The following is a 26,319-nucleotide window of genomic DNA, read 5'->3' on the forward strand; positions in this document are numbered from 1 at the left end:
AAGGCAAGGCCGACTCCCGGAGGAAGTCATGAGGATCGGCGAACTGTCCCGTCGGACCGGCGTTCCCACCCGGCTGCTGCGCTACTACGAGGAACAGGACCTGCTCCATCCCGACCGGGCCGTCAACGGCTACCGCGACTACGGGGAGACCGACGTCCGGGACGTCCAGCAGATCCGCGGACTGCTCGACTCCGGGCTGACCACGGAGATGATCCGGGCGATCCTGCCCTATCTGTCCGGCCCCGACGAGATCCACCTGCCCCCGCAGTGCCTGACCCCGCAGACCGCCGCGCTGCTGAGCGGCGAGATCGACCGCATCCAGGCGCGCATCGACTGCCTGGCCCGCAACCGCGACCGGCTGCGCGCGTATCTCACCGTCGTACAGCCGGTCGTACGGCCGAAGGAGGAGGACTTGTAAAGCTGTTGCCCCGGCCGGGCCCGGGTGCTGGAGTGAACGCATGGATCATGCTGCGGTGCTCGCCCTCTACGACCGGGACATGCGCGAAGGCGCCCAGCCGGACGGCCCCGGCGCACGGATCGAGAAGGCGGGGCGGGTGGTCCGTCAGGTCGCCGCCGCGCACGGCTGGAACGGCGTCGTCTGGTCGGACCTGGACGAGGCGAGCGCCGACGCGGCGATCGCCGAGCAGGTCGCCCACTACTCCGCTCTCGGCCTCGACTTCGAGTGGAAGCTCTACGGGCACGACCTGCCCATGGACCTCGGGCCGCGGCTCCGGGCCGCCGGGTTCACGCCCGAGCCCGAGGAGACGCTGATGATCGCCGAGGTCGCCGATCTGACCCTGGACGCCGAGCCGCCCGAGGGCATCCGCTTCCTTCCCGCCACCGATGCCGCGGGTGTCGACCTCGTGGCGGAGGTCCACGAGAAGGCGTTCGGCACCGACAGCTCCCGGCTGCGCCACCAGCTGCTCGCCCGGCTGACGGACGACCCGGACACCGTCGTCGCCGTCGTGGCGCTCGCCGGTGACACGCCGGTCAGCGCCGCCCGCATGGAGCTCGTGCCCGGTACGCGCTTCGCCGGCCTCTGGGGCGGCGGTACCGTCGAGGCCTGGCGCGGCCGTGGCATCTACCGCGCGCTGGTCGCCCAGCGGGCCCGTGCCGCCGTCGACCGCGGCTACCGCTACCTCCAGGTCGACGCCTCCAGTCAGAGCCGCCCCATCCTGGAGCGCCTCGGCTTCGCTCCGCTGAGCACGACGACGCCGTACGTGTACGTGCCGTAGGCCGGCCCTTTCCGTACGGTCCTCGGCGGATCCGTACGGTCTTCGGCGGTGCCGTCGCGGTCCAGTCGCATGCCCCCACCGCCGGGCCGTCATCCCCCAGGCCTTCATCTGTGCCACGACCGGCGCCACCGCCCCCGACGGTGGTGAGAGCACCGCCTGCGCAAATTTCCTGGTGACAGGCCCTAACGGCAGTCCGAGTACCCCCACTCTTGCTAGCGGTTGGCGTAATGGTTATAGTCTCTAACGGAAGTGACAGGCACTCGCACCTCCAGGGAAAGGGATCACCATGACTGCCCACGCCAACTCCGCTCGCTCCCTGCACACCGTCCTCGGCTCCGGCCCCGCCGGCACCGCGCTGGCCCGCGAACTCGTGCGCCGCGGCCACGCCGTGCGCCTCGTCGACCGGAAGGGCGAGGGGCCGGCGATCGAGGGGGCCGAGCGGTACGCCGCCGACGTCAGCACGGTGGAGGGGGCGCTGGAGGCCGTCGCCGGAGCCGCCGTCGTGTACCACTGCGTCAACGTCGGCTATCACCTCCAGGTCGAGGTGATGCCGCGTATCCAGGACGCGCTCCTCGGCGCCGCGGAGGCGTCCGGCGCCCGGCTGGTCGTGCTCGACACCCTCTATCCGTACGGCGAGACCGGCGGAGCGGTGATGACCGAGGACACCCCCTGGAAGGCGACGACCCGCAAGGGCCGGATGCGCGCCGAACTCGACGAGAAGTACCTCGCCGCGCACCGCGAGGGCCGGGTCCGGGTGTCCCTGGGCCGCTCCGCCGACTTCGTCGGCCCGGGCGTGCTCAACTCGACCCTGGGCGCGACCACGTTCCCGGGAGCACTCACCGGCGGCACGGTCCTCGGGCTCGGCGACATCGACCTGCCGCACAGCTACACGAGCATCCAGGACGTGGCCGCCGGGCTCGCCACCCTGGGCGAGCACCCGGAGGGCGACGGCCGCGTCTGGCACCTGCCCACCGCGCCCGCCGTCAGCACCCGCGACATCCACGCCATGATCGAGAAGCGGGTCGGCCGGCCGCTCGACGTCGTGGTTCTGGCGGAGCTCCGCCCCTTCGGGCCGTTCGACGAGCAGTTCATCGCCGAGTACGCGGAGATGTTCTACCAGCACACCGAGCCCCAGATCGTGGACTCCTCCGCCTTCGAGCAGGCCTTCGGCGCCACGCCGGCACCGCTCACCGAGACGGTCGACGCCACGGTGACCTGGTACGGCGAGTGGCTCGCGCAGCAGTGAGGCGGGGTGGGGGGGGCGATGCCGCCGGGATGTCACATCCCCGCAGGCCCGATCCGTCGTAGGTACATGGCGACCAACGACACGAACCACCAGCACCGGAGCATCCTCCTCGCGGGCGCGACCGGCGTCCTCGGCCGACACCTCGCCCGCGCCCTGACCGAGGCCGGTCACAAGGTCACCGGGCTCGGCCGCGGACCGGCAGCCGGTCTCCGCGCCGACCTCATGGACCGCGACGGGCTGCTGCGCGCCGTCGACGGACACCGCTTCGACACGGTGATCCACGCCGCGACCGCCCTGCGCAAGGCCCCCATGCGCCACCGCGGCATGCACGCCACCAACGCCCTGCGCACCGAGGGCACCGCCCACCTCGTCGAGGCCGCACAGACCGTCGGCGCCCGCCGCTTCATCACCGAGTCGATGGTCTTCGGATACGGCTACGGCGACCATGGCGACCACCCGGTCACCGAGGACGACCCCTTCGGCCCGCACGGCACCTCACCGGAACTGGAAGGGCACCTCGCGGCCATGCGCACCAAGGAGCACCTCACCTTCGAAACCCCGGGGTTGGAAGGCATCGCACTCCGCTTCGGCCTCTTCTACGGCCCCGGCGGCACCGACGCCCTTTTTCCCCTGCTCCGCAAGCGGCAGTTGCCCGTTCCCGACGACCGCGGCCGGGTCCTGCCGTGGGTGGAACTCACCGACGCGGCACGGGCGGTGGTGGCGGCCGTCGAACGCGGCCGGCCCGGCCAGGCGTACAACGTCGCGGACCGCACGCCGCTCGGCTTCCGGGCCCATATGCTGTGCGTGGCCGAGCAGTTCGGGCTGCCGAAGCCGATGACCGTACCGCTGTGGCTGATGAAGCCCGCGTCGTACGCCCACGCGGTGATGTCGACGACGCTGCGGGTCTCCACGGCGAAGGCGGAGCGGGAACTGGGGTGGACGCCGGCGTATCCGTCCACCCGGGACGGCCTCGCGGCGATGAACGTCACGGCTGGATGAGCCTCTACAGGTCGAGTTGGTACTCCACCGCCCGATGCGTCGGTACGTAACCGAGCGCGTCGTTCACCGCGCGCATCGGGGCGTTGCCGTCCGCCGTGTCGGTGCACAGCCCGGCGAGTTCGGGGTGCCGGGCGCGGGCCCGGAGGATCGAGGTGGCCTTCATCCAGCGGGCGAGGCCGTGGCCGCGGTGTTCGGGGAGGACCGCCGTACCGTAGTGCCGGCCGTCGCCCCGGCCGTCCCCTGGGACGACCAACTCGGAGAAGCCCACCACGGATCCGTCGGATGCGTCCACGGCGGCCACGGTGTGCAGCAGCTCCCCGCGCTGCGCGACCGCCTCGGCCGCCGCGACCACCCGCTCCACGTCCCAGACGACCGTGCCGTAGTCGGTGTCCTCCATCGGCATGTCGTCCATGGCCCGCCGCGAGTCGGCGTACGAGCGCGCCAGCTCGTCCGGAACGGTGCCGTCCCACTCCGTCAACCGGTAGCCGGGACAGGGGAGTCGGACGAGCTTCTCGAGCCCCGCGAGGTCGGCGTCGGCCAGCGGCAGCCGGGTGTACGTCAGCCCCAGCACGCGGCGGAAACCCCGCGCCGCCAGGAACGAATCGGCGGCGGAACCCTGCTCGGCCTGCGCGAGAACCGACCGCCGCTGTTCCTCGCGCGCCGCGGCCACCGCGGCGTCCAGCAGCCGCGTGCCGACGCCACGTCGCCGCTCCGCGCCGTGCACCGCGATCTCCAGCTCGGCGAGGTGCTGCTGGCCCTCCCTCGTGAACAGGCGGAGGAACGCCGACCCGAGCGGAACCTCATCGGCTCCGGAGGCCAGCCAGGCCAGCCGACGGCTGGAGGCACGGACCTCGGGATCGGCGAGCGGCGTGATGCGCAGGGTCAACGGAGCTCCGTCACGGTCGATGCGGGCGCGAGCGGCCGAAGCTAGCCGTCGTGAGGCGCCGTGCGCAACGCAATTCGAGGGCGGCGCCCGGCCTCGCGCGCGCCGCCCTCGTCTCAGCGGCGCCGGGTCTTCGACCGGTCCAGCGCGGTCACGCCGAGTGCGGCGAGGCCGATCTGGATGAGCCACTCGACCCAGTCCACGCCCTTGGTGTCGGCCACGCCGAAGGCGCCGGCGATCGCGGAACCGATCAACGCGGCGACGATGCCGACGAGGATCGTCCACAGGATCCCGATGCGCTGGCGCCCGGGGACCACGAGCCGGCCCAGGACACCGATGACGATGCCGATCACGATGGCACTGATGATGCCGTCGATCTCCATCTCCGCCCCTTTTCGTCAGAACCCACGCATTTTTGTCAAGACCCCCGTAACAGTGCGTGTGCCCCCTGAAACCGCGGACAGTCTGCTGACGCTTCAATCAATGGCCAAGGATGGGCGGCGCCGTCCAGCCGGTCGCGGCCAGTACCTCGGCCGCGATGTCGGGCACCGTGCGCCCGTCGGTCACCACGCGGAGGGTGCCGGCGGGCGCACGGGCGTCCAGCAGTCGCGCCCTGCGGGCGCTGTTCCTGAGCTCGTTCTCCAGCTCGGAGCCCAACTCCCGCCCGGTCAGCCGCTGCTGGGCGGTCCCGTCGGTGGCGGTGAGCAGCACTCGTACGATCCGTACGTCGTCCCCCATCGCCCGCCGGAACATGCCCGCCGTCTCCTCGAGCACACTCAGGGTGTTCGTGTAGAGGAGGCGTCGGCAGCCCAGCTCGGCGTAGTTGCCCCAGACCGCGGTGAGGTTCCGCTCGCCGATGGCGGCCCGGTGCGGATCGCCCTGCGGCGCCGGATGCACCTGTCCCATGAAGTCGCCGTCGATCACGGCGTGCCCGACCTCGGCCGCCCGCAGCCGCGCCGAGACCTCCCAGCCCACCGTCGTCTTTCCGACCCCGGCGCGTCCGCCGATGAGCAGTACCTCCGCCTGGTCCATGCGGGCAGCGTGCCAGTCGGCACCGGTGCCCGGATACTCCTTTTGGGAGTCGAGCGGTGAGGTGGAGGCGGTCGGGGTGGAGGAGACGTCCCTCGAAGGCGGGGCCGTCAACGAGGTCGTGCGGATCGGCGCGACCGTGCGGCGCGGGCCCACGGAACGGTCGGACTACGTGCGGGACCTGCTCGCGCTGTTCGAGCGGCGAGGGTGGCCGGGAGCCCCGCGCCACCTCGGGACGGACGAGCGGGGCCGCGACATGTTCGGCTACATCGAGGGGCGGGCGGCCGTGACCGCCGAGGAACGGGCCGCCGCCCGCACCGACGCGAACCTGATCAGCGTCGCCCGACTCGTGCGCGCCTTCCACGACCTCACCCACGGCACGCCGTCGGCCGGTGACCGGGACGTCGTCTGTCACAACGACCTCGCCCCGAAGAACACCGTGTACGACGTGCGCGGCGACGACTGGCGGCCCCTGGCCTTCGTCGACTGGGACCTCGCCGCCCCCGGGGAGCGCGTCCACGACGTCGCCCACCTCTGCTGGCAGTACCTGGACCTGGGCCCCGGGCTGACCGACGTGCCGGAGGCGGCACGCCGGATCCGTCTGGTGTGCGATGCCTATGGCCTCGACGAGCGCGGTGTTCTCGTCGACACCGTCCTGTGGTGGCAGGACCGCTGTTGGCGGGGCATCGACGCCGCCGCGGACCGCGGCGAACCGGCCATGGTCGCGCTGCGCGAGGCCGGAGCCGTCGAGGAGGTGCGGGGTGCGTGGGAGTGGGTCGCCGGGCATCGTCGTGAGCTGGGGGCCTTGCTGCGCTGAGGGCCAGGCATTGACATGCAGGTAATTACCTGCATAACTACAGGTGTGCGATCAGGAAGCGACTCGGGAATGGACAAGGTCTTCAAGGCGCTGGCCGACGAGACCCGCAGGCGCCTGCTGGACCGGCTGCACGAGAACAATGGTCAGACGCTGGGAGAGCTGTGCGAACGCATCGAGATGGCGCGTCAGTCGGTGACCCAGCACCTCGCCGTCCTGGAGGCCGCCAACCTGGTCAGCACCGTGCGGCGGGGGCGGGAAAAGCTGCACTACCTCAACCCCGTCCCGCTCCATGAGATGCAGGAGCGGTGGATCGACAAGTTCGAGCGCCCGCGCCTCAGCGCGCTCGGCGCCGTGAAGCGACGAGCCGAGGAAGCCATGACCGACAAGCCCACCTACGTGTACGTCACGTACATCGAGAGCACACCCGAGAAGGTCTGGGATGCCCTCACCGACGCCGACCTGACCGCCGCCTACTGGGGGCACAGCAACGTCTCGGACTGGCGGACCGGCTCGCGCTGGCAGCACGTGCGGACGGACGACTCCGGCATCGCCGACGTCGTCGGCACCGTCGTGGAGAGCGAGCGCCCGACGCGCCTCGTCACCACCTGGGCGTCGCCCGACGAGGAGGACCAGCCGGAGCGGCATTCCCGGGTCACCTTCGACATCCGGCCGCACGCCGACATCGTGCGCCTCACCGTGACCCACGAGGACCTCAACGACGAGGGCGAGCGCGCCGACGTCGCCACCGGCTGGCCGGCGGTGCTGTCCAACCTCAAGTCCCTGCTGGAGACCGGCAGTCCGCTGCCGCAGGAGCCGTGGCAGGTCCCCGCCTCCTGACCGGGTGCGAGAGGGCCGGTCCGCGCGGGTGCGGACCGGCCGGTGTGTCTGCCTGTCCCTCCTTGCGGCCTCCTACGCCTTCGGAGCGCTCCTCGCCGCCGTACCGATGCACATCAGCCCCAGGACCAGAGCGAGGGCACCGATGATGATGTTGTTCCAGATGACCCCGGCGTCCGGGCTCTCGCCGACGATCCACGGCGAGACGATCATCCACACGCCCATGGCGCACATGGCCCAGCTCAGGCCGTACATGCGCTCCGGAGCCCTGGTGAATCCGAGGGCCAGCAGGCCGATCGCTATCCCCACGACCAGGTTGTGGGTCACGAGGTCGGGCTGGCTCGTCGTGTAGTGGAGTATCCACGGGGACACGGCACAGTACAGACCGAGCAGGAACACCGGTCCGTCCACGAGTGCCACGTCGCGACCGCCGAGCATGCGGGCGTAGCGATCCCGCATTTCCGGAGCATCAGGGTGGGTGGTGATGTCCCCTCTGGTGTGCGAGACGTTGGCCATGACTCGTCTCCTTTGACTTGCAGGCCTGACCGCGTGTGGTGCGGTATGCGGTAGAGCGCCGCGTAGGTTCATTCTGCGCTTATTTCGTCCTTATGTGTAGTGGTCAGGGGGCCCGGCGGGACGGCTGGGGCGGTCCGGTGGGCCTCTCGCGCCTGACCAGCCCTGAAAGGTACATGCCCGGCTCGATCGGGGGCAGACGCATGGTGACGGACGTCGGCGTTCGGTGCCGACGGTCGATGCTGGAGGTGGATGCCTTTATGGGCGCGAAGGTGTTGGAGCGGTTTCCCGCGGGATCTCCACGCGGATCATGGCCTGCGGAGGAGTACGCGGCAGCGCGGCGTGCCGCGGGTGAACCCGCGACGGTCGTCATGGACCTCAAGTCGGACGCGTTCCTGGTGATCGTCCCGGGGCGGGACGAGGACTGAGACCCTCGGGCAGCGTGCCGCCCAGCTCCCGCGCCCTCCGCAGGAACACCTCGTACAGGTCCTGCGCCGCCCGGGGCACCGACTCGGCCTTGCGGCGCTGGAGCATCAGCAGGACCCGGGTGGCGTCGCCCTCGATCGGCCGGTAGGTGATCGTGCCGAGCCGCTCCAGCTGGTCCCCGACCACGCTGAAGTCCGGCAGCACCGTCGCGCCGAGCCCCTCGGCGACCATCAGCTTGCCCATCTCGGCGCCGTCGGTGGAGTACGAGAAGGAAGGGGCGCGGCCGCCCAGGAGCCGGTGGACAAAGCGGTGCATGACGTATCCGGAGCGCATCGCGATCAGGGGTTCGGCGAGCAGCTCGTCCACCGTCACCGAGGGCCGGGACGCGAGCGGGCTGTCGGGGCGTACGCACACCACCGGCCGCCCGCACAGCAACTGGGTGGATTCGATGCCGGCGGGCACGTCGTCGCCGTCCAGGTGGTTGACCAGCCCGAGGTCGAAGCCGCCTTCGGACAGCGCCCGTTGGATCTCCGTCTGCTGCGCGCCGACCACCTCGACCTGGGTGACCGGATGCGCCGCGCGAAAGTCCCGTACCACCGGGACGAGCAACGGCACGGTCGCCGCGTTCACCGTGCCGACGCGCACCATACGGCTGATGCGGTGCTGCTCGCCGGCCGCCACCCGCAGCCGGTCCACCGCCTCCAGCACGTGGACGATGTACGGCAACAGCTCCCGGCCTTCCGTGCTCATCGTCGCCCCGGACCGCTTGCGCTCCAGGAGGTCGACTCCCAGCTCCCGCTCCAGGTTTCTGACGGTCTCGCTCAACGCGGGCTGTGACAGGCGCAGTTCGTCCGCCGCGCGGCGCAGGGAACCGAGCCGTGTCACCGCCGCTATGTATTCCAGCTGTTCGGTCCGCACCCCAGCAGAATGCGGTTGATTTCACGGGACGTTCAAGGGTTTCCCTGTCACACGTTCGTGAAATTCAATGGTCCGCGATACGAGACCGGTCGGGTTTTCCTTGACGGCCGTCGCGGCCGACTGCAACCATCGATGGCATGAAGATGCGACTGGACCTCACGCGGCGACGCCACGTCGACCTCGCGCGCGTCTCCAGCGCCTCCTGTTGCTGCGCGGCCTGATCCCTCCGATCCGCCGCCGTCCCCTTCCCACGCCGCACCGGCACCTGTCGCCGGACAGCCGTGTGCCGCGTTTTCACCTCACCGCCTGAATTCAGCATGCACGCATGCCCTTTGGAATTCGGCGGGACCCGCATTCCGCAACAGGAGTTCCGCATGCCCGCAGCACCCCTCCAATTCGCCTACTGGGTCCCCAATGTCAGCGGCGGCCTCGTCACCAGCAAGATCGAGCAGCGCACCGACTGGGGATACGACTACAACCGCGAACTCGCCGTCCTCGCCGAGAACAACGGCTTCGACTACGCCCTCAGCCAGGTCCGCTACATGGCCAGCTACGGCGCCGAGTACCAGCACGAGTCGACCAGCTTCAGCCTCGCCCTGCTGCTCGCCACCGAGCGCCTGAAGGTCATCGCCGCCGTCCACCCCGGCCTGTGGCATCCCGGCGTCCTGGCCAAGCTCGGCGCCACCGCCGACCACCTGTCGAAGGGCCGCTTCGCCGTCAACGTCGTCTCCGGCTGGTTCAAGGGCGAGTTCACCGCCCTCGGCGAGCCCTGGCTGGAGCACGACGAGCGCTACCGCCGCTCCGAGGAGTTCATCCAGGCCCTGCGCCAGATCTGGACCGAGGACCACACCGAACTAGCCGGTGACTTCTACCGGTTGCGGGACTTCTCCCTCAAGCCCAAACCGCTCAACACCGCCGAGCGCCCGCACCCGGAGATCTTCCAGGGCGGCAACTCCACCGCCGCCCGCGCCATGGCCGGCCGCGTCTCCGACTGGTACTTCTCCAACGGCAAGGACTTCGACGGAGTCGTCGAACAGATCGAGGACGTCCGCAAGTCCGCCGCCGAAGTCGGCCGCAGCGCACCCAAGTTCGGGCTCAACGGCTTCCTCATCGCCCGCGACACCGAGGCCGAGGCCCGCGAGACCCTGCGGGAGATCGTCGCGCAGGCCGACACCGAGGCGGTCGAGGGCTTCGGTGCCGCCGTGAAGCAGGCGGGGCAGTCCGCCGCCGACGGCAAGGGCATGTGGCAGGACTCCGCCTTCGAGGACCTGGTCCAGTACAACGACGGTTTCCGTACGGGCCTCATCGGCACTCCGGAGCAGATCGCCGAGCGCATCGTCGCCTACAAGAAGCTCGGCGTCGACCTCTTGCTCCTGGGCTTCCTGCACTACCACGAGGAGGTCGAGTACTTCGGCCGCCGCGTACTGCCCCTCGTCCGCGAGCTGGAGGCCCAACTCCCGGACAGCGAGCCCGAGTCCGTCCACGCCCACGCCTGACCACCCCCACAGCCTTCCGCACCGCACGGCGAAAGAGGTCACCCCAGCATGAGCACCGTCACGCCCACGGACTGGCACAAGAGCCCCGCCCCGCAGACCGCCGAGGACTGGATCGCCCGCGCCGCCGAGGTCGCCGCCGTCCTCGCCACCGACGCCGCCGCCCGCGACCGCGCCGGCGCCACCCCGTACGCCGAGGTCCAGCTCCTCAAGGACTCCGGCCTGGTCACCCTGCTCGGCCCCACGGAGCACGGCGGCGCGGGCCAGGACTGGCCGACCGCCTACCGGGTGGTCCGCGAGGTCGCCAAGGCCGACGGCTCGATCGGCCAGCTCCTCGGCTACCACTATTTGTGGAACTGGGCGGCCCGCCTGGTCGGCACCCGCGAACAGTGGGAGCACGTCGAGGCGGAGGCCGCGCGGAACCGCTGGTTCTTCGGCGGGGCCGTCAACCCTCGCGACAAGGACGTGATCGTCACCGAGGACGGCGACGACCTGGTCTTCACCGGCCGCAAGTCCTTCTCCACCGGCAGCAAGGTCTCCGACGTCACCGTCCTGGAAGGAATCCTGGAGGGCACCGACAGCCATGTCTTCGCGATCGTGCCGTCCGACTCCGAGGGCCTGACCTTCCACGACGACTGGGACAACATCGGCCAGCGCCTCACCGAGAGCGGCAGCGTCACGATCGACGGGGTCCGCACACCGTGGGCGTCGGCCGCCGGATACGTCGACAAGGTCTTCCAGCCGCGCACCTACAACACCCTCAACGTCCCCACCATCCAACTGGTCTTCGTCAACTTCTACCTCGGCATCGCGGGCGGCGCGCTGGAGACGGCCGCCATCTACACCCGCGAAAAGGCCCGGCCCTGGCTGCACGGCGGGCACGAGCGCGCGGTCGACGAGCCGTACGTCATCGACACCTACGGCGACCTCACCGCGAAGCTCTGGGCGGCCGAGGCGCTCGCCGACGCCGTGGCCGCCGAGGGCCAGAAGCTGCACGACGACCCCGACGCGGTCACCGAGCAGACCCGCGGCGACTTCGAAGTGCGGGTGGCCGCGGTGAAGGCCCGCGCCACCGACGTCTCCCTGGAGATCGCGAACCGCGTCTTCGAGGTGACCGGCGCCCGCTCCACGGCCACCGCGGAAGGCCTCGACCGCTTCTGGCGCAACGTCCGCACCCACACGCTCCACGACCCCGTCGCCTACAAGCGGCGCGAGGTGGGCCGCTGGGTCCTCGAAGGCGAACTGCCCGAACCCACCTGGTACTCCTGACCACCGGGGGCGCCTCCCGAGCGGAGGCGCCCCTCCTCTCCGAAAGAGGGCCCATGGCCACCGTCCTGTCCGTCTCCGGCAGCCCCTCCGCCTCCTCCCGCACGGCAAAGCTCCTGCGCCACCTCGACGGCCGCCTCGCGGCCCAGGGCCACGAGGTGATCCCGCTCGACGTGCGCACCATCCCGGCCGAGGCCCTGCTCGGCGCCGACTTCCGGCATCCCGCGATCGTCGAGGCGACCGAGCTCTTCGCGCGCGCCGACGGCCTCGTCATCGGCACCCCCGTCTACAAGGCGGCCTACTCCGGCGTCCTCAAGGCGCTCCTCGACCTGCTCCCGCAGTACGCCCTGGCAGGCAAGACCGTCCTCCCGCTGGCCACGGGCGGTTCGACCGCCCATGTGCTGGCCATCGACTACGCCCTGCGACCGGTGCTGAGTTCCATGGGCGCGGGACACATCGTGCAGGGCTGGTTCACCCTCGACAAGGACATCACCGCCCACGACGACGGCTCGCTCACCGTCGCCCCCACCGCGAGCGAGGCCCTCACCCAGGTGCTCGACCAGTTCTCGACGGCTCTCGGCCGTACGCCCCTGCTGGCCGCGGCGGGCTGACGGACATGACCGCGAAAGTCATCGTCGACGACGTCGAGGCCCTGACCGTGGCCCGCTCGCTTGCCGACGAGTTCCGCGCCGGCGCCTCGGATCGGGACGCCGAACGCCGTCTGCCGCGCGCGGAGCTGGACCGGCTCGCTGCCTCCGGGCTGCTCGCGGTCACCGTGCCCGCCGGGCACGGGGGAGCGGACGTACGCCTGGAGACCCTCGCGGAGATCTTCCGGCTGCTCGCATCGGCCGACGCGAGCCTCGCCCAGATCCCGCAGAGCCACTTCGTGTACGTCAATGTGATCCGCCGTCAGGGAACACCGGAGCAGCGGGAGTTCTTCTTCGGCGAGGTCCTCTCCGGGCGCCGGTTCGGCAACGCCCAGTCGGAGGCGGGCACGAGACACGTCCAGGACATCCGCACCCGCCTGGAGTCCCGCCCCGACGGCTCCTTCACGCTGACCGGAGTCAAGCACTACTCCACCGGCGCCCTCTTCGCCGACTGGATCCCGGTGCTCGCCCGCGCCGAGGACGACAACCTGCACGTGGCGTACGTGCCCAGAGGCGCACCGGGACTCACGGTGATCGACGACTGGGACGGCATGGGTCAGCGTACGACCGCCAGCGGCACCGTACGCCTGGAGGCGGTGCCGGTAGCGGCCGACCGGGTCCTCCCGCACCACCTCACCTTTCAGGGACCCCAACTCCACGGAGCGGTCGCCCAGTTGCTGCACGCGGCCGTCGACGCGGGCATCGCGGGGGGAGCGCTGGCCGAGGCCGCCGAGTTCGTCCGCACCAAGAGTCGCCCCTGGTTCGAGAGCGGAGTCGAGACGGCCGCCGAGGACCCGCTGCTGATCCAGCGGTTCGGTGAACTCGCCATCCAGGTACGGGCGTCGGAGGCGCTCCTCCGGGAGGCCGCCCGCGCCGTCGACGCGGCCCGCGCGGACCTCACCGACGACACGGCGGCCGAGGCGTCCATCGCGGTCGCCGCGGCCAAGGTGCACGCCGCGCAGACCGCCGTGGAGGCCGGGAGCGCCGTGTTCGAGGTGTCCGGCACCCGTGCCGCCCTCGACTCCCTCAACCTGCACCGGCATTGGCGCGACGCCCGCACCCACACCCTGCACGACCCCGCCCGCTGGAAGGTCCAGCACATCGGCCGGTACGTGCTGAACGGCACGCGGCCGCCGCGCCACGGCCTCCTTTAGAACATCTTCCGGAACGGAGACCCCACGTGTCCCTCACCTTCCACTGGTTCCTCCCCACCAACGGCGACAGCCGCCATGTCGTCGGCGGCGGCCACGGCACCCCGGCCACCGCCTCCGGGCGGGACCGGCCCCCGACGGTCGCCTACCTGAGCCAGATCGCCCGCGCCGCCGAGAACCTGGGCTTCGCGGGTGCGCTCACCCCGACCGGCGCCTGGTGCGAGGACGCGTGGCTGACCACCGCGATGGTCGCCCAGCAGAGCGAACGCCTGAAATTCCTGGTCGCCTTCCGGCCCGGCTTCGTCTCGCCGACGCTCGCCGCGCAAATGGCCTCCACCTTCCAGCGGCAGACCGGCGGACGGCTCCTGCTCAACGTCGTCACCGGCGGCGAGAGCCACGAGCAGCGGGCCTACGGCGACTTCCTCGACAAGGACGCGCGGTATCGCCGTACCGCTGAATTCCTCGAAATCGTACGGGGGTTGTGGGAGGGCAAGACCGTCGATCTGCACGGCGAGCACCTCCAGGTCGAGGACGCGAAGCTGGCACGCCTGCCGGATCCGGTGCCCGAGGTGTACTTCGGCGGATCCTCGCCGGTCGCCGGTGAGGTCGCCGCCCGGCATGCCGACGTGTACCTCACGTGGGGGGAGCCGCCCGCGCAGGTCGCCGAGAAGATCGCCTGGGTTCGAGGCCTGGCGGCGGAGCAGGGGCGTACGGTGCGCTTCGGCATCCGGCTGCACGTGATCACCCGCGACACCTCCGAGCAGGCCTGGGCGGAGGCGAACCGGCTGCTGGCGGGATTCGACGCGCAGACCGTGCAGTCCGTACAGGCGGGGCTGGCCCGCAGCGAGTCCGAGGGGCAGCAGCGGATGCTGGCGCTGCACGGCGGCGGGGGCCGCCGGGACGGGCTGGAGATCCACCCCAACCTCTGGGCCGGCATCGGGCTGGTGCGCGGGGGTGCGGGGACGGCGCTGGTCGGTAGCCATGAGGAGGTCGCCGAGCGGATCAAGGAGTATCACGCGCTGGGGATCGAGGAGTTCATCTTCTCCGGGTATCCGCATCTGGAGGAGGCGTACTGGTTCGGGGAGGGGGTGCTGCCGAGGCTTGCCGCGGAGGGGGTGTGGCGGCATCCGTACGGTGATCGGAGCGTGCCGTCGGCACAGGTGCCGTTCGCGAGTTGAGGGGGGTGCGTTCGGTCGTGTGGCGGCTGCGGGTCGGTGGGGGTTGCTCGCGCCCACGCGGCGGAGCCGCATATGTCACAGCCCCGCGCCCCTGGTCGGTCTAGCCAGCCAGCGCTTTCAGGTGTGCCGTGCGTGATTCTGTCGTTTGGCCCTGAACCAAGAGGAACAGGGCCTCTCGGGCCAGGCGTTGGGCCTTGCTGGTGAGGACCAGGGACCTGCCGCCGCCGGCCACCACCGCCGCCGTGGTGGCCGCGCGCATCAGCTCGTACGCCTGCGTGCGCAGGGTCAGGCGTTCCTCCCTGTGCTCCTCCGGTGCCGGATGGTCGGCCAGGGCGTAGGCGCGAGCGCGGAGGTCGGTGAGGCGGGCGCGCAGGGGTTCGGCCGTGGTGTCGTCCAGCAGGGCGAGTGCCGTCTCCGTGACTCCGAAGACCGCCGGGGGCGTGTTCGCCGTTTTCGTACGGTCCGCCGCGGCCCACCGCTCGTACGGTTGCCGGACGACCACGGCCTCCTCGGGCAGCCACAGGCCGTCCAGTTCCAGCGACACCGTGCGTGCGGCGGTGAGCGCGGCGAGGCGCATGGGTGGGGATGCGCGCAGGCCCGGCTGCTCGCGTGCCTCGGTGAAGGCGAAGAGGGCCTCGTCGGTGTCCGTCACCCCGGCCAGGAGCATGACGTCGTTGAGGCCCCAGCCGGTATACCAGGGCACGGTGCCGTCGAAGCGCAGGCCGCCCCGCTCCCGGGTGACCCGTACCGGGGTCCGGGGGTACGCCCGTAGATGGGCGTAGGCCACGCCGGACAGCAGTTCGCCGCGGGCCAGCGGGCCCAGCAGACGGTCCCGCACCGGGCCTTCGCTCTTGGACAGGGTGATCACGGGCGTGTGGTGCTGGGTCTGCACGAACCAGGTCGAGCAGCACGCCCCGGCCAGGATCTCCGCGACCTCCCTGGCCACCGGAACGGACGCCGCCGCACCGCCGTGCTCCTCGGGCGCGTTCAGCCCCAGCAGGCCCGATCGCCGGATCGCCTCGAGGTGGGTGGCGGGCACGCCCTCCTGGTCGACCCGTTCGGCGTGCGGTGCGAGCAGGTCGTCGGCGAGCCGGCGGGCGCTGACGACGAGAGGGTGCGGGTGCGGGGCGATGGTCATGGAGGAAATTCTCCCGGTGTGGTCGTGCGCGGTGTCGATCCGGGGGTCTGCCGTTCGTGTAGGAGGTGAGAAGGCAAGGCACGCAGCGCAGCGTCAAGGAGGCCGTCATGAAGTACTACCTGCTCAGCGTGATGCAGCCGGTGGGGGAGCCGCCCGGCCCGGAGGTCCTGGCCGGCATCGAGAAGAACCTCGACGCCCTCAACCGGGAGCTGCGGGAGGCGGGCGCCTGGGTGTTCGCCGGGGGACTGCACGGCCCCGAGTCCGCCACCGTGCTGCGGCCGCGCGAGGGCGACGTCCTGGTCACCGACGGGCCGTACGCCGAAGGCAAGGAGATGCTCGGCGGGATCTCCCTGATCAAGGCGCCGGACCTGGACGCGGCCCTCGCATGGGGCCGCAGGCTGGCGCTGGCGACGACGCTGACGATCGAGGTGCGCCCCTTCATGGGGGAAGCGGATCAGTGACAGTCGACATCGAGGCCGTCTTCCGCGCCGAATACGGGCGCGCGGTCTCCGTCCTCGTCCGCTTCCTCGGCGACATCGACCTCGCCGAGGAAGCGGTGCAGGACGCCTTCACCACCGCCGTGCAGCGCTGGCCGGAGACGGGCGTGCCGCCGAGCCCGGCCGGATGGATCATCACCACCGCACGCAACCGCGCGATCGACCGGCTGCGCCGCGAGGCCGGGCGCGACGCGCGCCACGCCGAGGCCGCCCTGCTGCACACCTGGGACGCGCCGCCCGAGGAGGGACCCGTGCGCGACGACCGGCTCCGGCTCATCTTCACCTGCTGCCACCCCGCCCTCGCACCGCAGGCACAGGTCGCCCTCACCCTGCGCCTCCTCGGCGGGCTCAGCACGGCACGCATCGCCCGCGCCTTCCTGGTGCCCGAGCCGACGATGGCCCAGCGGCTGGTGCGGGCCAAGGCGAAGATCCGCGACGCGCGGATCCCGTACCGCGTGCCCCGGGACGCGGATCTCCCGGACCGGCTCCAGGGGGTCCTCGCCGTCGTCTACCTGATCTTCAACGAGGGGTACGACGGCTCGGCCGAGCTGTGCGCGGAAGCCGTACGCCTCGGACGCCTCCTGGGTGACCTCATGCCGGACGAGCCCGAGGCCATCGGACTGCTCGCGCTGATGCTCCTCGTCGAGTCCCGGCGGCCGGCGCGGCAGGACGGCGACGGGGTGCTCGTGCCGTTGCCCGAGCAGGACCGTGGGCGCTGGGACCGTGACCTGATCGCCGAGGGGCAGTCGCTCGTGCGCCGCTGTCTGCGCCGGAACCGGCCGGGGCCGTACCAGATCCAGGCCGCCATCCAGGCCGTCCACAGTGACGCGCCGACCGCCGACGCCACCGACTGGGGGCAGATTCTCCAGCTGTACGACCAGCTCATGGCGGTGGCGCCCGGTCCCGTGGTGGCGCTGAACCGGGCGGTCGCGGTCGCCGAGGTGGCGGGGCCGGGGCCGGCACTGGACCTGGTGGACGTGCTCGACCTGGAGCGCTACCACGTCTTCCACGCCGTACGGGCCGACCTGCTGCGGCGCCTCGGCCGGGTCGCCGAGGCCGCCGCCGCGTACACGGCCGCCGTCGCACTGAGCGAGAACCCGGCCGAACGCGCCTACCTCGAACGCGTCCGGCGGACCCTCGACCCGGCCTGAGTCCGGCGGCCCGCCGCCACACGACACCGCCGCCGCATCACACGCTCAGCGCCTCACGAACGGACCGCTCGGCATCCTGGCCGCCCTCGCCGGAGGAGGTGACCCGGCCGGCCTCCAGGACGTAGTACCGCTGCGCCGCCCGCATCGCGAAGCCCACGTGCTGCTCGACCAGGAGCACCGAGAGCCCGCCGCGGGCGGCCAGGGCCAGGATCGTCTCCTCGATCTCGGCGACCACCGTCGGCTGGATGCCCTCGGTCGGCTCGTCCAGGAGCAGGATCCGAGGCTCCGTCACCAGGGCCCGGGCGATGGCGAGTTGCTGCCGCTGCCCGCCGGAGAGCAGGCCCGCCCGGCGGTGGGACAGGGTCCGCAGCGCCGGGAACAGGTCCAGTGCCTCGCCGATCGCCGCCTTGCCGCGCTTGCGGCCGTCCGCGACGAGCTGGAGGTTCTCCGCGGTGGTCAGGTGCGGGAACGCCTGCTGGCCCTGCGGGACGTACGCCATTCCGCGCGCCACCCGCTCGTGCGGCTTGCGCCGGGTGATGTCCTCGCCGTCGAGGCGGACCGTGCCGCTGCTCGGCGTGAGCAGTCCGACGGCGGCGCGCAGCAGCGTGCTCTTGCCGGCGCCGTTGTGCCCGAGCACCGCGGACACGCCGTCCTTCGGCACCTCGACGGTGACCCCGTGCAGGACGCTGCTGCGGTGGTAGCCGACCCGGACGTCTTCGATCTGCAGCATCACGCCTCCTGTACGACCGCGGTGTCCGAGGCGTCCTCGGCGGCCGCCGCGTTGGCCGCGTGCCCGAGGTACACCTCCTGCACCTTCGGATCGGCCTGGACCTCGGCCACCGTGCCCTCGCTGAGCACCTTGCCCGCGTGCAGCACGCTGACGCTGCGCGCGAAGGACCGCATGAAGTCCATGTCGTGCTCGATGACCACCACGGTCCGCTCCTCGCTGATCCGCTGGAGCAGCTCGCCGGTCGCCTGGCGCTCGTCATGGCTCATGCCGGCGACCGGCTCGTCGAGCAGCAGCAGCCGTACGTCCTGCACGAGCAGCATGCCGATCTCCAGCCACTGCTTCTGACCGTGCGCGAGCGTCCCGGCGAGGGAGTCGGCGAGTTCGGTGAGCCCGACCGTCTCCAGCGCGTCGGCGACCGGTTCCGGGACGTCCTTGCGACGCCGCAGCATGGTCCACATGCTCCGGCCCGCGCCCGCCGCGATGTCCAGGTTCTGAAGGACCGTCAACTCCTCGAAGACGGTGGCCGTCTGGAAGGTACGGCCGATCCCGGACCGGGCGATCCTGTGCACGCTCCGCCCGAGCAGCTCCTCCTCGCCGAAGCGCACCGAGCCCGTCGCCCGCACCAGCCCGGTGACCGCGTCGACCAGGGTGGTCTTGCCCGCGCCGTTCGGCCCGATGAGGAAGCGCAGATCGCCCGGGCGGACGTCGAGGTCCACCCCGTCGACGGCGGTGAACCCGTCGAAGGACACCCGCAGTTGCCGTATCTCGAGACCCGAGAGCTCACTCATGCCGCTTCTCCCACCGGTACGACGGGCGCCTTCTGCTCGGGCGCCTTCGGGGCCCTGCGCCTCCGGACGTACACCGCCAGCGAGGCCAGACCGCCGGGCAGGAACGCCAGGGCGACGATGAACAACAGACCCTGGAAGTACGTCCAGGCCGCCGGGAACTCCTCCGACAGGGCCGTCTTGGCCCAGGCGACGGCGACCGCGCCGAGCACCGCGCCGGCCAGGCTCGCCCGGCCGCCCACGGCGGCGCCGATGACGAACTCGATGGACGGCACGATGCCGATCAGCGCGGGCGAGATGATGCCGACCGCCGGCACGAACAGGGCGCCCGCGAGGCCCGCCATGCCCGCGGCGACGACGTACGCGACCAGCTTGACGTTGGCCGGGTCGTAGCCGAGGAAGCGCACCCGCTCCTCCGAGTCCCGTACGGCGACCAGGAGTTCGCCGTATCGGCTCTGGATCAGCTGACGCGCCAGGGCGATCAGGAGCAGCAGGACGGCGGCGATGACGAAGTACACCATCCGCTGGTTGACCGGGTCGTCGAGGGAGTAGCCGAAGAAGCCCTGGATGTCGGTGAGTCCGTTGGTGCCGCCGGTCGTGGCCTGCTGGCCGATCAGCCAGATCGCGAACGCGGCGGCGAGTGCCTGGCTGAGGATCGCGAAGTAGGCGCCCTTGACCCGGCGCCGGAAGATGAACAGGCCGAGCAGCGCGGCGACCGTCATCGGCAGCAGCACGGTCGCGGCGATCGCGAACAGCGGGTTCGCGAACGGCTGCCACCACCAGGGCAGTTCGGTGGCGGTGCCGTACAGCTGCATGAAGTCGGGGAGGTTGCCGGGCCCGGCGTCGGCGATCTTCAGGTGCATCGCCATGGCGTAACCGCCGAGCCCGAAGAACACACCCTGGCCGAGCGTCAGGAGTCCACCGCGGCCCCAGGCCAGGCAGATGCCGACGGCGACCATCGCGGTGCACAGGTACTTGGCGAGCAGCCCGAGCCGGAAGTCGGACAGCATGAGCGGGGCGACGGCGAACAGCACGACGGCGGCAGCCGCGAAGCCTGCCGCGGCCCGCGCCGAACGGCCTTTCAGCAGGTTCATACGAGACTCCTCGTGCGCAGCGTGTACAGCCCCTGGGGCCGCCACTGGAGGAACGCGACGATGGCGACGAGCACCAGGACCTTGGCGACACTCACAGTGGTGGAGTACTCGAGGACCGACTGGAGCGCGCCCAGCACGAAGGCGACGATGACCGTGCCCTTGAGCTGCCCGATGCCGCCGACCACGATCACCAGGAAGGCGTCGATGATGATGTTGGTGCCCATCGTCGGCCCGATCGGACCGACCAGCGTCAGTGCCACCCCGGCGACGCCCGCGAGCCCGGACCCGAGGAAGAACGCGGTGCGGTCGACCCGGCTCGTGGAGATGCCCGACACCTCGGCGAGGTCCCGGTTCTGCACCACGGCCCGCACCCGGCGGCCCAGCGGCGTCAGTCGCAGCGTCAGCGACAGCGCGACCACCGCCGCGACGGCCAGACTCAGGATGAACAGCCGGCTGTTGGCGAAGGTGAGCGGATCGTCGCCGCCGATCACCGTGATGTTACCGGTGAGCCAGTCGGGCGCCCGGGTCTGCACATTCGGCGCACCGAAAATGTCCCGGGCGAGTTGCTGGAGCATCAACGAGACGCCCCAGGTGACGAGAAGCGTGTCAAGCGGCCGCAGATACAGGCGTCGTATCAAGAGCCATTCGAGCAGCGCGCCCAGGGCGCCGGAGACGAGAAAGGCGATGGGCAGCGCGAGAAGAAGTGAAATTCCCGCGCTGGAAATGGACTTCTGAAGGACGTACGTGGTGTAGGCGCCGGCCATGATGAACTCGCCGTGGGCCATGTTGATGACGTTCATCTGGCCGAAGGTGAGCGAGAGGCCGAGCGCGATGAGCAGCAGGACGGCACCGATGCTGATGCCGGTGAAGGTCTGACCGAGGATCACGGTCATTCGGCGGCTCCCGGGAGGGTGCGGGCGGGTGCGGGGGCCCCGGCGTGCGGAGCCCCCGCGTGACGAGCGGTCAGGACAGGCCGGCGGCCCAGGGGTAGCCCTTGAGGAACGGGTCCGGCTTGATGGGCTTTCCGGAGTCCCACACCTGCTCGATCAGACCGTCGCTGCCGACCTTGCCGATCCGGGCGGTCTTGTAGATGTGCTGCGAGGCACCGTCCACGGTGACCAGGCCCTCGGGCGCGTCGAAGGTGATGCCGTCGGAGGCGGCCTTCACCTTCTCCGGGTCGAAGGACTTCGCCTTCTCGACCATCGCCTTCCACAGGTAGACCGAGGTGTACGCGGCCTCCATCGGGTCACTGGTCGGCTTGTCCGCGCCGTACTTGGCCTTGTACGCCTTCACGAACGTGGTGTTGGCGGCGCCCGGGGTGGTCTGGTAGTAGTTCCAGGCCGTCAACTGCCCTTCCAGGTACTGCGTTCCGATCGACTTGACCTCTTCCTCGGCGATCGACACGGAGACGACCGGCATGGTCGCGGCGCTCAGGCCGGCGGACTTGTACTCCTTGAAGAAGGCCACGTTCGAGTCGCCGTTGAGGGTGTTGAAGACGGCGTCCGCCTTCGACGCCTTCACCTTGTTGGCGATCGTGCTGAACTCCGTGGAGCCCAGCGGCGCGTAGTCCTCGCCGAGGATCGTCATGCCGTTGGCCTTCGCGTACGCCGTGATCTCCTTGTTGGCGGTCCGCGGGAAGACGTAGTCGCTGCCGACCAGGTAGAGCTTCTTCTTGCCCTGGCTCTTGAGGTAGTCGAGGGCGGGGATGATCTGCTGGTTCGTCGTGGCGCCCGTGTAGAAGATGTACGGCGACTGCTCCAGGCCCTCGTACTGCACGGGGTAGAAGAGCAGCGACTTGTTCTTCTCGAACACCGGCTTGACGGCCTTGCGACTGGCGGAGGTCCAGCAGCCGAAGGTGGCCGCGACGCCGTCCTCCTTGATCAGCTTGGTGGCCTTCTCCGCGAACGTCGGCCAGTCGGAGGCGCCGTCCTCGCTGATCGGCTTGATCTTCTTGCCGAGGACACCGCCCTTGGCGTTGATCTCCGCGATGGCGAGCTGGAGCGAATTGCGTACGGTCACCTCGCTGATCGCCATGGTGCCGGAGAGCGAGTTGAGCAGGCCGACCTTGACCGTGTCGCCGCTGGTGTCGATCTTCGCGGCCTTGTCGGACGAGCCTGCCGCGTCGGTCTTCGCGCCGCACGCGGAGAGTGCCACGACGGCGGCGAGCGCCGCGGTACCGGCCAGAAGCCGACGCCGGTGAATGCTGGGAACGCTGGACAAAAGAACCTCCTTGTCCCGGGGAGGACAACTGAAAGGGAAGGAATCAGCAGCCCTTCAGTCGCGGTGGTGACGCGAGTGTCCAGCTTTCCCCTGGTGGCGTACCGGCTGGTTCCCTGAAGTGCGGTCCACAGCCTCAAGTCAGCCTGTTGCCGTTGCGTTTCACGTGACTTACCCGGCTGTATCTTCCGGCTCTCCGCAGGAAACGGAACGGGACACAAAAAAACCTCGGGCCGCATTCCTCACCGGAATTCACACGTCGCCCGAGGCATTCTAATTACTTCCTGCGTGAAGTATCTCGGTGGGATAGGTACATGTCAAGGGCGGGCGGGGTCGAGGTCGAGCTGGGTGAGGACGTCGAAGTCCACGCCGTCCGCCCGGGCGAGGTAGATCCGCTGTCGCACATGGCTGCCCCGCAGCCGCAGCAGTCCCCGCGGTCCCTCGTAGGACACGGAGTCGGCCGCCGCGCCGATCGCCGCCACGTCCAGCGTCCGGGCGCGGGCGATGAGCGCGGCGAGCAACAGCACGCCCTCGTAACAGGATTCGCCGAGGCTGCCCGCGGCCGGCGCCTCGACGCCGAACCGCCCGGCGTACTGGCCGTGGAAGTCGAGGGTGTCCTGGTTCGCCAGCGAGGCGAAGAACCCGGCGGTGCTGTAGAGGTCCGCCGTGGCCGTGGGGCCGCTGGCCATCAGCATGTTCTCGTCCATGAGCGTGCTCAGCCTCGGACAGCACTGGTCGAGCCCGGCGGCGGCGAACGCTCGGTTGAAGCGCACCGCGTCACTGCCCACCAGGAGCATCAGGACGGCATCCGCCCGAGACTCCTCGATGCGGCGCAGCACCGCGTCGAACTCATGGGTGCCCAGCGGGAGATAGGCCTGCCCGCAGATATCGCCACCGGACTCCCGCGCGTAGGCGCGGGCGGCCCGCGCGGTGCGACGCGGCCACACATAGTCGTTGCCGACCACGAACCAGCGCCGCACCCTGCGCTCACCCGCCAACAGGCGCATCGCGGGGCGGAGTTGGTCGTCGGGTGTCTCGCTGGTCAGGAAGACGCCCGTGGTGTGCTCGCCGCCCTCGTACAGCGCGGTGTAGACGTACGGCACACGGTGCGCGATCCGCGGGGCCAGCGCCTGGCGTACCGAGGAGATGTGCCAGCCGGTGACGCCCTGGACGACGCCGAGCTCCACCAGGGCCTCGACCCGGTCGGCGATCTCCCGCGGCTCGGCGCCGCCGTCGACCGGCAGCAGCCGCAGTTCCTTGCCGAGCACCCCGCCCGCGTGGTTGATCTCCTCCGCGGCCAGCCGCGCGCACAGTTCACAGGCCGGCCCGAAGATCCCCGCCGCTCCCTGCATCGGGAACACCAGTGCCACGCTGATCGCTGAGTCGTCGACTGTGAACCAGTCGAGCGGGTGGGGATCGAGCTCGAGCATGCGGTCATGATTCCGGGTCGGCCCGGTGAACTCCAGCCCGTCTCGTGGACCGGTCGGTGAGGGTCTCTGGGGTCGGTGGGGGGCGAGGGGGCGGAGAGAAGCGAGGGAAGCGCGCGGCCCTTTGGGGGAGCGGCACTTGTACGATGACGGGACCCCGGGACCGAGGAGAAGGATGCCCACCCCACCTCCGCGCCAGCCCCAGGATCTGATGCAGCTGTTGACGCGGGCCGAACGACTGGCCGCGCGGAGGCTTCAGACCGTCCTCGACGAGGACGGCTGCTCGCTCGATTCCTGGCGGGTGCTGGCCCTGCTCGCCGACGGCGAGGGCCACTACATGACGGCGGTGGCCGAAGCGGTGTTCCTGCCGCCGCCGACGCTCACCAAGCTGGTCGACCACCTCGTCGACCAGAACCTCGTCTACCGGCGGGTGGACCCCCTGGACCGCCGTCGCATCCTCGCCCACCTCACCCCGCGCGGCCAGAGCTACTGGCGGCGCATCAGCCGCGAGGTCCGCGAGCGCTGGCCGGTCATGAACGACGGCGACGACGAACTGCTGCGCGGCCTGCTGGAGCGGCTCGTCGACACGCTCGACGGGGCGTCGGCGGAGTCTGCCCGCTGATCGCCGCCTGTCACGCATCACCTACGCAGGTGAAGGTTCCGGGCCCGTGCGTAGGTGAAGGTCCGGGCCGGCTGTTTCCGGGCCGGCGGCGGGCCTGCGACCGCGGACCGCCCAGGCGCGGGCCTCGAGCTCGATCGTTCCGTCCGGGCCGGTCGGCACCGCCTCCCGCAGGGTCTCCCGCAGCCGGGCGCGCATGTCCGGTGACAGCGCTGCCACGTAACCGGGAGCCGGGCCCTGGCCCGCCAGGAACGGCTCCCACAGGTCGGCGAACCCGGCGAAGCGGGTCGGGACCTCGATCGAGGCGACGGCCGTCTCCACCAGCCCTGCCCCACTCCACAGCTCCCGCAGCGGCTCCGGGCCGCACAGCGGGAACCGGCCACCCTCGTCCAGCGTCCCGGCCGACGGATCCACCGCGATCGCGGCATCCCAGAAGCGGCGCAGAAACCCCATGCCTTCGGCGTAGTCCCACACATACGCGGCGGCCAGCCCGCCCGGCCGCACCGCCCGGGCCGCCTCGGCCACCGCGCTGCCCGGATCGGGCAGGAAGTTCAGGACGAGCCCGCTGACGGCCACGTCGAACACGGCGTCGGGCACCGGCAGCGACTGTGCGTCCGCCCGGGCGAAGCGCGCCGGTGCGGAGACGGAAGCCCGGGCCGTGGCCACGAACCCGGGGGAGGGCTCCAACCCCAGCAGCGTCCGGGGGTGGCAGCGGTCGGCCACCGCCTGGGTCAACGCCCCCGAGCCGCAGCCCACGTCCAGCCACCGCAGACCGGCCTCGCAGCCGAGCCAGGACACGAACCGGGCCGCGACCAGCCGGCTCCACCGGCCCATGTACCGCTCGTAGGCATCGCCGGCGGCCCACACGTCGACCTGCTGCTCGCTCATCTCCTCACCTTCTCCGACCGAGGTCCCGACCCGCCATTCCCCGCGCCCACGTGAGTTGACTGGTCTACACCCTTGACTGGTACAGACCAAAGGAGTTGAGTGTGCTGCCACCACCCCCCACCACGGCCGCGCCCACGCCGTGCCGGGCCGACCGGCACGTGCGCTCAAGGCCCGGCTCCGCCCTGCCCTTGTCCGGGTGCGGCCGTGCTCCGCAAAGGAGTTGATCCTGTGTCGAGACGCCGTATCTCCGCCGTGGTCGCCGCTCTCGTCCTCGGCGGCGCCGTGCCGGTCCTGCTGCCGGCCTCGCCCGCGTCCGCCGCCGCCTGCTCGAGCTATCCGAGCTGGGTGGCGGGAAAGTCGTACGTCACCGGCAACGTCGTGCGGTACACCGACGGCAAGGCCTACATCGCCGAACACGACAACCCGGGCTACGACCCGACCATCAGCACCTGGTACTGGGAGCCGTACGCCTGCGACAGCGGCTCCGTCGCCACCTTCGTGGTGAGCGAGGCCCAGTTCAACCAGATGTTCCCGAGCCGGAACCCGTTCTACACCTACCGGGGCCTGACCGCCGCCCTCAGCGCCTATCCCGGCTTCTCCAACACCGGCAGTGACACGGTGAAGAAGCAGGAGGCGGCCGCCTTCCTCGCCAACGTCAGCCACGAGACGGGCGGGTTGGTGCACGTGGTCGAGCAGAACACCGCCAACTACCCGCACTACTGCGACTGGAGCCAGCCCTACGGGTGTCCGGCCGGGCAGGCCGCCTACTACGGGCGCGGCCCGATCCAGCTCAGCTGGAACTTCAACTACAAGGCCGCGGGCGACGCCCTGGGCATAGACCTGCTGGGCAACCCCTGGCTGGTGCAGAACGACGCGGCCGTCGCCTGGAAGACGGCCCTGTGGTACTGGAACACCCAGCGCGGCCCCGGCACCATGACCCCGCACAACGCCATGGTCAACAGCGCCGGCTTCGGCCAGACGATCCGCAGCATCAACGGTTCCCTGGAGTGCGACGGCAAGAACCCGGCGCAGGTGCAGAGCCGGGTGACCAAGTACCAGCAGTTCACCCAGATCCTCGGGGTGTCGCCGGGCGGCAATCTGTACTGCTGAGGTGCCGTACAGGAGTTCGTAAAGCGCA

The 26,319-nt window shown here is 70.8% G+C and carries 29 protein-coding genes; 16 read left to right on the plus strand and 13 right to left on the minus strand.

The window, feature by feature from the left end; genetic code table 11:
- Window positions 1-28 precede the first annotated feature (28 nt).
- The 4 genes from OG252_RS47115 (at window position 29) to OG252_RS47130 (ending at window position 3,480) form a co-directional block, all read left to right on the plus strand.
- Window positions 29-418 carry a MerR family transcriptional regulator gene (locus OG252_RS47115; protein WP_329344210.1) on the plus strand — a complete coding sequence of 130 codons (390 nt, stop codon included), beginning with the start codon at window positions 29-31 and terminating at the stop codon, window positions 416-418.
- A 40-nt stretch (window positions 419-458) separates the two neighbouring features.
- Window positions 459-1,235, plus strand: a complete 777-nt coding sequence (locus tag OG252_RS47120; protein ID WP_329344212.1) for a GNAT family N-acetyltransferase — start codon at window positions 459-461, stop codon at window positions 1,233-1,235.
- A gap of 286 nt (window positions 1,236-1,521) precedes the next feature.
- Window positions 1,522-2,481 (plus strand): NAD-dependent epimerase/dehydratase family protein, encoded by a 960-nt coding sequence (locus OG252_RS47125; protein ID WP_266445705.1) that lies wholly within the window; start codon window positions 1,522-1,524, stop codon window positions 2,479-2,481.
- A gap of 66 nt (window positions 2,482-2,547) precedes the next feature.
- Window positions 2,548-3,480 carry an NAD-dependent epimerase/dehydratase family protein gene (locus tag OG252_RS47130; protein ID WP_266445707.1) on the plus strand — a complete coding sequence of 311 codons (933 nt, stop codon included), beginning with the start codon at window positions 2,548-2,550 and terminating at the stop codon, window positions 3,478-3,480.
- Window positions 3,481-3,484: 4 nt separating this feature from the next.
- On the opposite strand, the gene OG252_RS47135 is transcribed toward OG252_RS47130, so the two are convergent.
- The 3 genes from OG252_RS47135 to OG252_RS47145 all read right to left on the minus strand — a co-directional run bounded on the left by OG252_RS47135 (window position 3,485) and on the right by OG252_RS47145 (window position 5,395).
- The gene (locus tag OG252_RS47135; protein WP_329344215.1) at window positions 3,485-4,366 is read right to left on the minus strand and encodes a GNAT family N-acetyltransferase; all 882 of its coding nucleotides are present in this window, start codon (window positions 4,364-4,366) and stop codon (window positions 3,485-3,487) included.
- Between the two features lie 113 nt (window positions 4,367-4,479).
- The gene (locus OG252_RS47140; protein WP_266445711.1) at window positions 4,480-4,746 is read right to left on the minus strand and encodes a GlsB/YeaQ/YmgE family stress response membrane protein; all 267 of its coding nucleotides are present in this window, start codon (window positions 4,744-4,746) and stop codon (window positions 4,480-4,482) included.
- A 97-nt stretch (window positions 4,747-4,843) separates the two neighbouring features.
- The gene (locus OG252_RS47145; RefSeq protein WP_329344217.1) at window positions 4,844-5,395 is read right to left on the minus strand and encodes a hypothetical protein; all 552 of its coding nucleotides are present in this window, start codon (window positions 5,393-5,395) and stop codon (window positions 4,844-4,846) included.
- On the opposite strand from OG252_RS47145, the gene OG252_RS47150 reads away from it, so the two are divergent.
- Both OG252_RS47150 and OG252_RS47155 read left to right on the plus strand, forming a co-directional pair.
- The gene (locus OG252_RS47150; RefSeq protein ID WP_329344219.1) at window positions 5,370-6,209 is read left to right on the plus strand and encodes a phosphotransferase; all 840 of its coding nucleotides are present in this window, start codon (window positions 5,370-5,372) and stop codon (window positions 6,207-6,209) included. The genes OG252_RS47145 and OG252_RS47150 overlap by 26 nt on opposite strands.
- A gap of 69 nt (window positions 6,210-6,278) precedes the next feature.
- Complete coding sequence (locus OG252_RS47155) at window positions 6,279-7,046, plus strand: ArsR/SmtB family transcription factor (protein ID WP_266445716.1); 768 nt, start codon at window positions 6,279-6,281, stop codon at window positions 7,044-7,046.
- Window positions 7,047-7,118: 72 nt separating this feature from the next.
- On the opposite strand, the gene OG252_RS47160 is transcribed toward OG252_RS47155, so the two are convergent.
- Entirely contained in the window at window positions 7,119-7,559 is a 441-nt protein-coding gene (locus OG252_RS47160) for an SPW repeat protein (RefSeq protein WP_266445717.1), read from the minus strand.
- A 236-nt stretch (window positions 7,560-7,795) separates the two neighbouring features.
- Between OG252_RS47160 and OG252_RS47165 the strand changes: the two genes are divergently transcribed.
- Window positions 7,796-7,984 (plus strand): hypothetical protein, encoded by a 189-nt coding sequence (locus OG252_RS47165; protein ID WP_266445719.1) that lies wholly within the window; start codon window positions 7,796-7,798, stop codon window positions 7,982-7,984.
- Here the strand turns inward: OG252_RS47165 and OG252_RS47170 are convergent.
- Entirely contained in the window at window positions 7,935-8,900 is a 966-nt protein-coding gene (locus OG252_RS47170; RefSeq protein ID WP_329344222.1) for a LysR family transcriptional regulator, read from the minus strand. The two genes, OG252_RS47165 and OG252_RS47170, sit on opposite strands and share 50 nt — an antisense overlap.
- A gap of 374 nt (window positions 8,901-9,274) precedes the next feature.
- Between OG252_RS47170 and sfnG the strand changes: the two genes are divergently transcribed.
- From sfnG to OG252_RS47195, 5 genes are read left to right on the plus strand one after another with little or no spacing between them, the layout of a single operon-like run.
- Window positions 9,275-10,396, plus strand: coding sequence for a dimethylsulfone monooxygenase SfnG (gene sfnG, locus OG252_RS47175; protein WP_329344224.1), 1,122 nt, complete (start codon window positions 9,275-9,277; stop codon window positions 10,394-10,396).
- Window positions 10,397-10,444: 48 nt separating this feature from the next.
- A complete protein-coding gene (locus OG252_RS47180) occupies window positions 10,445-11,662 on the plus strand; it encodes an acyl-CoA dehydrogenase family protein (protein WP_329344226.1) in 1,218 nt (405 codons plus the stop codon).
- A 53-nt stretch (window positions 11,663-11,715) separates the two neighbouring features.
- Window positions 11,716-12,270 carry an NADPH-dependent FMN reductase gene (gene ssuE / locus OG252_RS47185; protein ID WP_266445725.1) on the plus strand — a complete coding sequence of 185 codons (555 nt, stop codon included), beginning with the start codon at window positions 11,716-11,718 and terminating at the stop codon, window positions 12,268-12,270.
- Between the two features lie 5 nt (window positions 12,271-12,275).
- Window positions 12,276-13,460, plus strand: a complete 1,185-nt coding sequence (locus OG252_RS47190) for an SfnB family sulfur acquisition oxidoreductase (protein WP_329344229.1) — start codon at window positions 12,276-12,278, stop codon at window positions 13,458-13,460.
- Window positions 13,461-13,486: 26 nt separating this feature from the next.
- Entirely contained in the window at window positions 13,487-14,635 is a 1,149-nt protein-coding gene (locus OG252_RS47195; protein WP_329344231.1) for an LLM class flavin-dependent oxidoreductase, read from the plus strand.
- Between the two features lie 100 nt (window positions 14,636-14,735).
- On the opposite strand, the gene OG252_RS47200 is transcribed toward OG252_RS47195, so the two are convergent.
- The gene (locus OG252_RS47200) at window positions 14,736-15,773 is read right to left on the minus strand and encodes an acyl-CoA dehydrogenase family protein (RefSeq protein WP_329344232.1); all 1,038 of its coding nucleotides are present in this window, start codon (window positions 15,771-15,773) and stop codon (window positions 14,736-14,738) included.
- 107 nt (window positions 15,774-15,880) lie between these two features.
- Between OG252_RS47200 and OG252_RS47205 the strand changes: the two genes are divergently transcribed.
- Window positions 15,881-16,234, plus strand: coding sequence for a YciI family protein (locus tag OG252_RS47205; protein WP_329344234.1), 354 nt, complete (start codon window positions 15,881-15,883; stop codon window positions 16,232-16,234).
- The gene (locus OG252_RS47210) at window positions 16,231-17,421 is read left to right on the plus strand and encodes an RNA polymerase sigma factor (RefSeq protein WP_329344236.1); all 1,191 of its coding nucleotides are present in this window, start codon (window positions 16,231-16,233) and stop codon (window positions 17,419-17,421) included. Before OG252_RS47205 ends, OG252_RS47210 begins: the two co-directional genes overlap by 4 nt.
- Before the next feature lie 37 nt (window positions 17,422-17,458).
- On the opposite strand, the gene urtE is transcribed toward OG252_RS47210, so the two are convergent.
- The 6 genes from urtE to OG252_RS47240 all read right to left on the minus strand — a co-directional run bounded on the left by urtE (window position 17,459) and on the right by OG252_RS47240 (window position 23,677).
- Entirely contained in the window at window positions 17,459-18,151 is a 693-nt protein-coding gene (urtE, locus tag OG252_RS47215; protein ID WP_266445738.1) for an urea ABC transporter ATP-binding subunit UrtE, read from the minus strand.
- Window positions 18,151-18,939, minus strand: a complete 789-nt coding sequence (gene urtD, locus OG252_RS47220) for an urea ABC transporter ATP-binding protein UrtD (RefSeq protein ID WP_266445741.1) — start codon at window positions 18,937-18,939, stop codon at window positions 18,151-18,153. Before urtD ends, urtE begins: the two co-directional genes overlap by 1 nt.
- Entirely contained in the window at window positions 18,936-20,030 is a 1,095-nt protein-coding gene (urtC, locus tag OG252_RS47225; RefSeq protein WP_266445743.1) for an urea ABC transporter permease subunit UrtC, read from the minus strand. Before urtC ends, urtD begins: the two co-directional genes overlap by 4 nt.
- Complete coding sequence (gene urtB, locus OG252_RS47230; protein ID WP_266445745.1) at window positions 20,027-20,923, minus strand: urea ABC transporter permease subunit UrtB; 897 nt, start codon at window positions 20,921-20,923, stop codon at window positions 20,027-20,029. The genes urtC and urtB overlap by 4 nt, the downstream gene beginning before the upstream one ends.
- Before the next feature lie 70 nt (window positions 20,924-20,993).
- Window positions 20,994-22,250, minus strand: coding sequence for an urea ABC transporter substrate-binding protein (gene urtA / locus OG252_RS47235; RefSeq protein ID WP_266445748.1), 1,257 nt, complete (start codon window positions 22,248-22,250; stop codon window positions 20,994-20,996).
- A gap of 314 nt (window positions 22,251-22,564) precedes the next feature.
- Entirely contained in the window at window positions 22,565-23,677 is a 1,113-nt protein-coding gene (locus OG252_RS47240; RefSeq protein ID WP_329344242.1) for a substrate-binding domain-containing protein, read from the minus strand.
- A 172-nt stretch (window positions 23,678-23,849) separates the two neighbouring features.
- Here OG252_RS47240 and OG252_RS47245 point away from each other — a divergent pair, with 172 nt between their 5' ends.
- Window positions 23,850-24,296 (plus strand): MarR family winged helix-turn-helix transcriptional regulator, encoded by a 447-nt coding sequence (locus OG252_RS47245; protein WP_266445754.1) that lies wholly within the window; start codon window positions 23,850-23,852, stop codon window positions 24,294-24,296.
- 21 nt (window positions 24,297-24,317) lie between these two features.
- Here the strand turns inward: OG252_RS47245 and OG252_RS47250 are convergent, their stop codons facing one another.
- Entirely contained in the window at window positions 24,318-25,181 is an 864-nt protein-coding gene (locus tag OG252_RS47250; protein WP_329344245.1) for a class I SAM-dependent methyltransferase, read from the minus strand.
- Between the two features lie 228 nt (window positions 25,182-25,409).
- On the opposite strand from OG252_RS47250, the gene OG252_RS47255 reads away from it, so the two are divergent.
- Complete coding sequence (locus OG252_RS47255) at window positions 25,410-26,291, plus strand: glycoside hydrolase family 19 protein (RefSeq protein WP_329344247.1); 882 nt, start codon at window positions 25,410-25,412, stop codon at window positions 26,289-26,291.
- Window positions 26,292-26,319: the final 28 nt, after the last annotated feature.

The sequence above is a fragment of the Streptomyces sp. NBC_01352 genome (assembly GCF_036237295.1).
In the GTDB taxonomy this organism is placed as follows: Bacteria; Actinomycetota; Actinomycetes; order Streptomycetales; family Streptomycetaceae; genus Streptomyces; species Streptomyces plumbiresistens.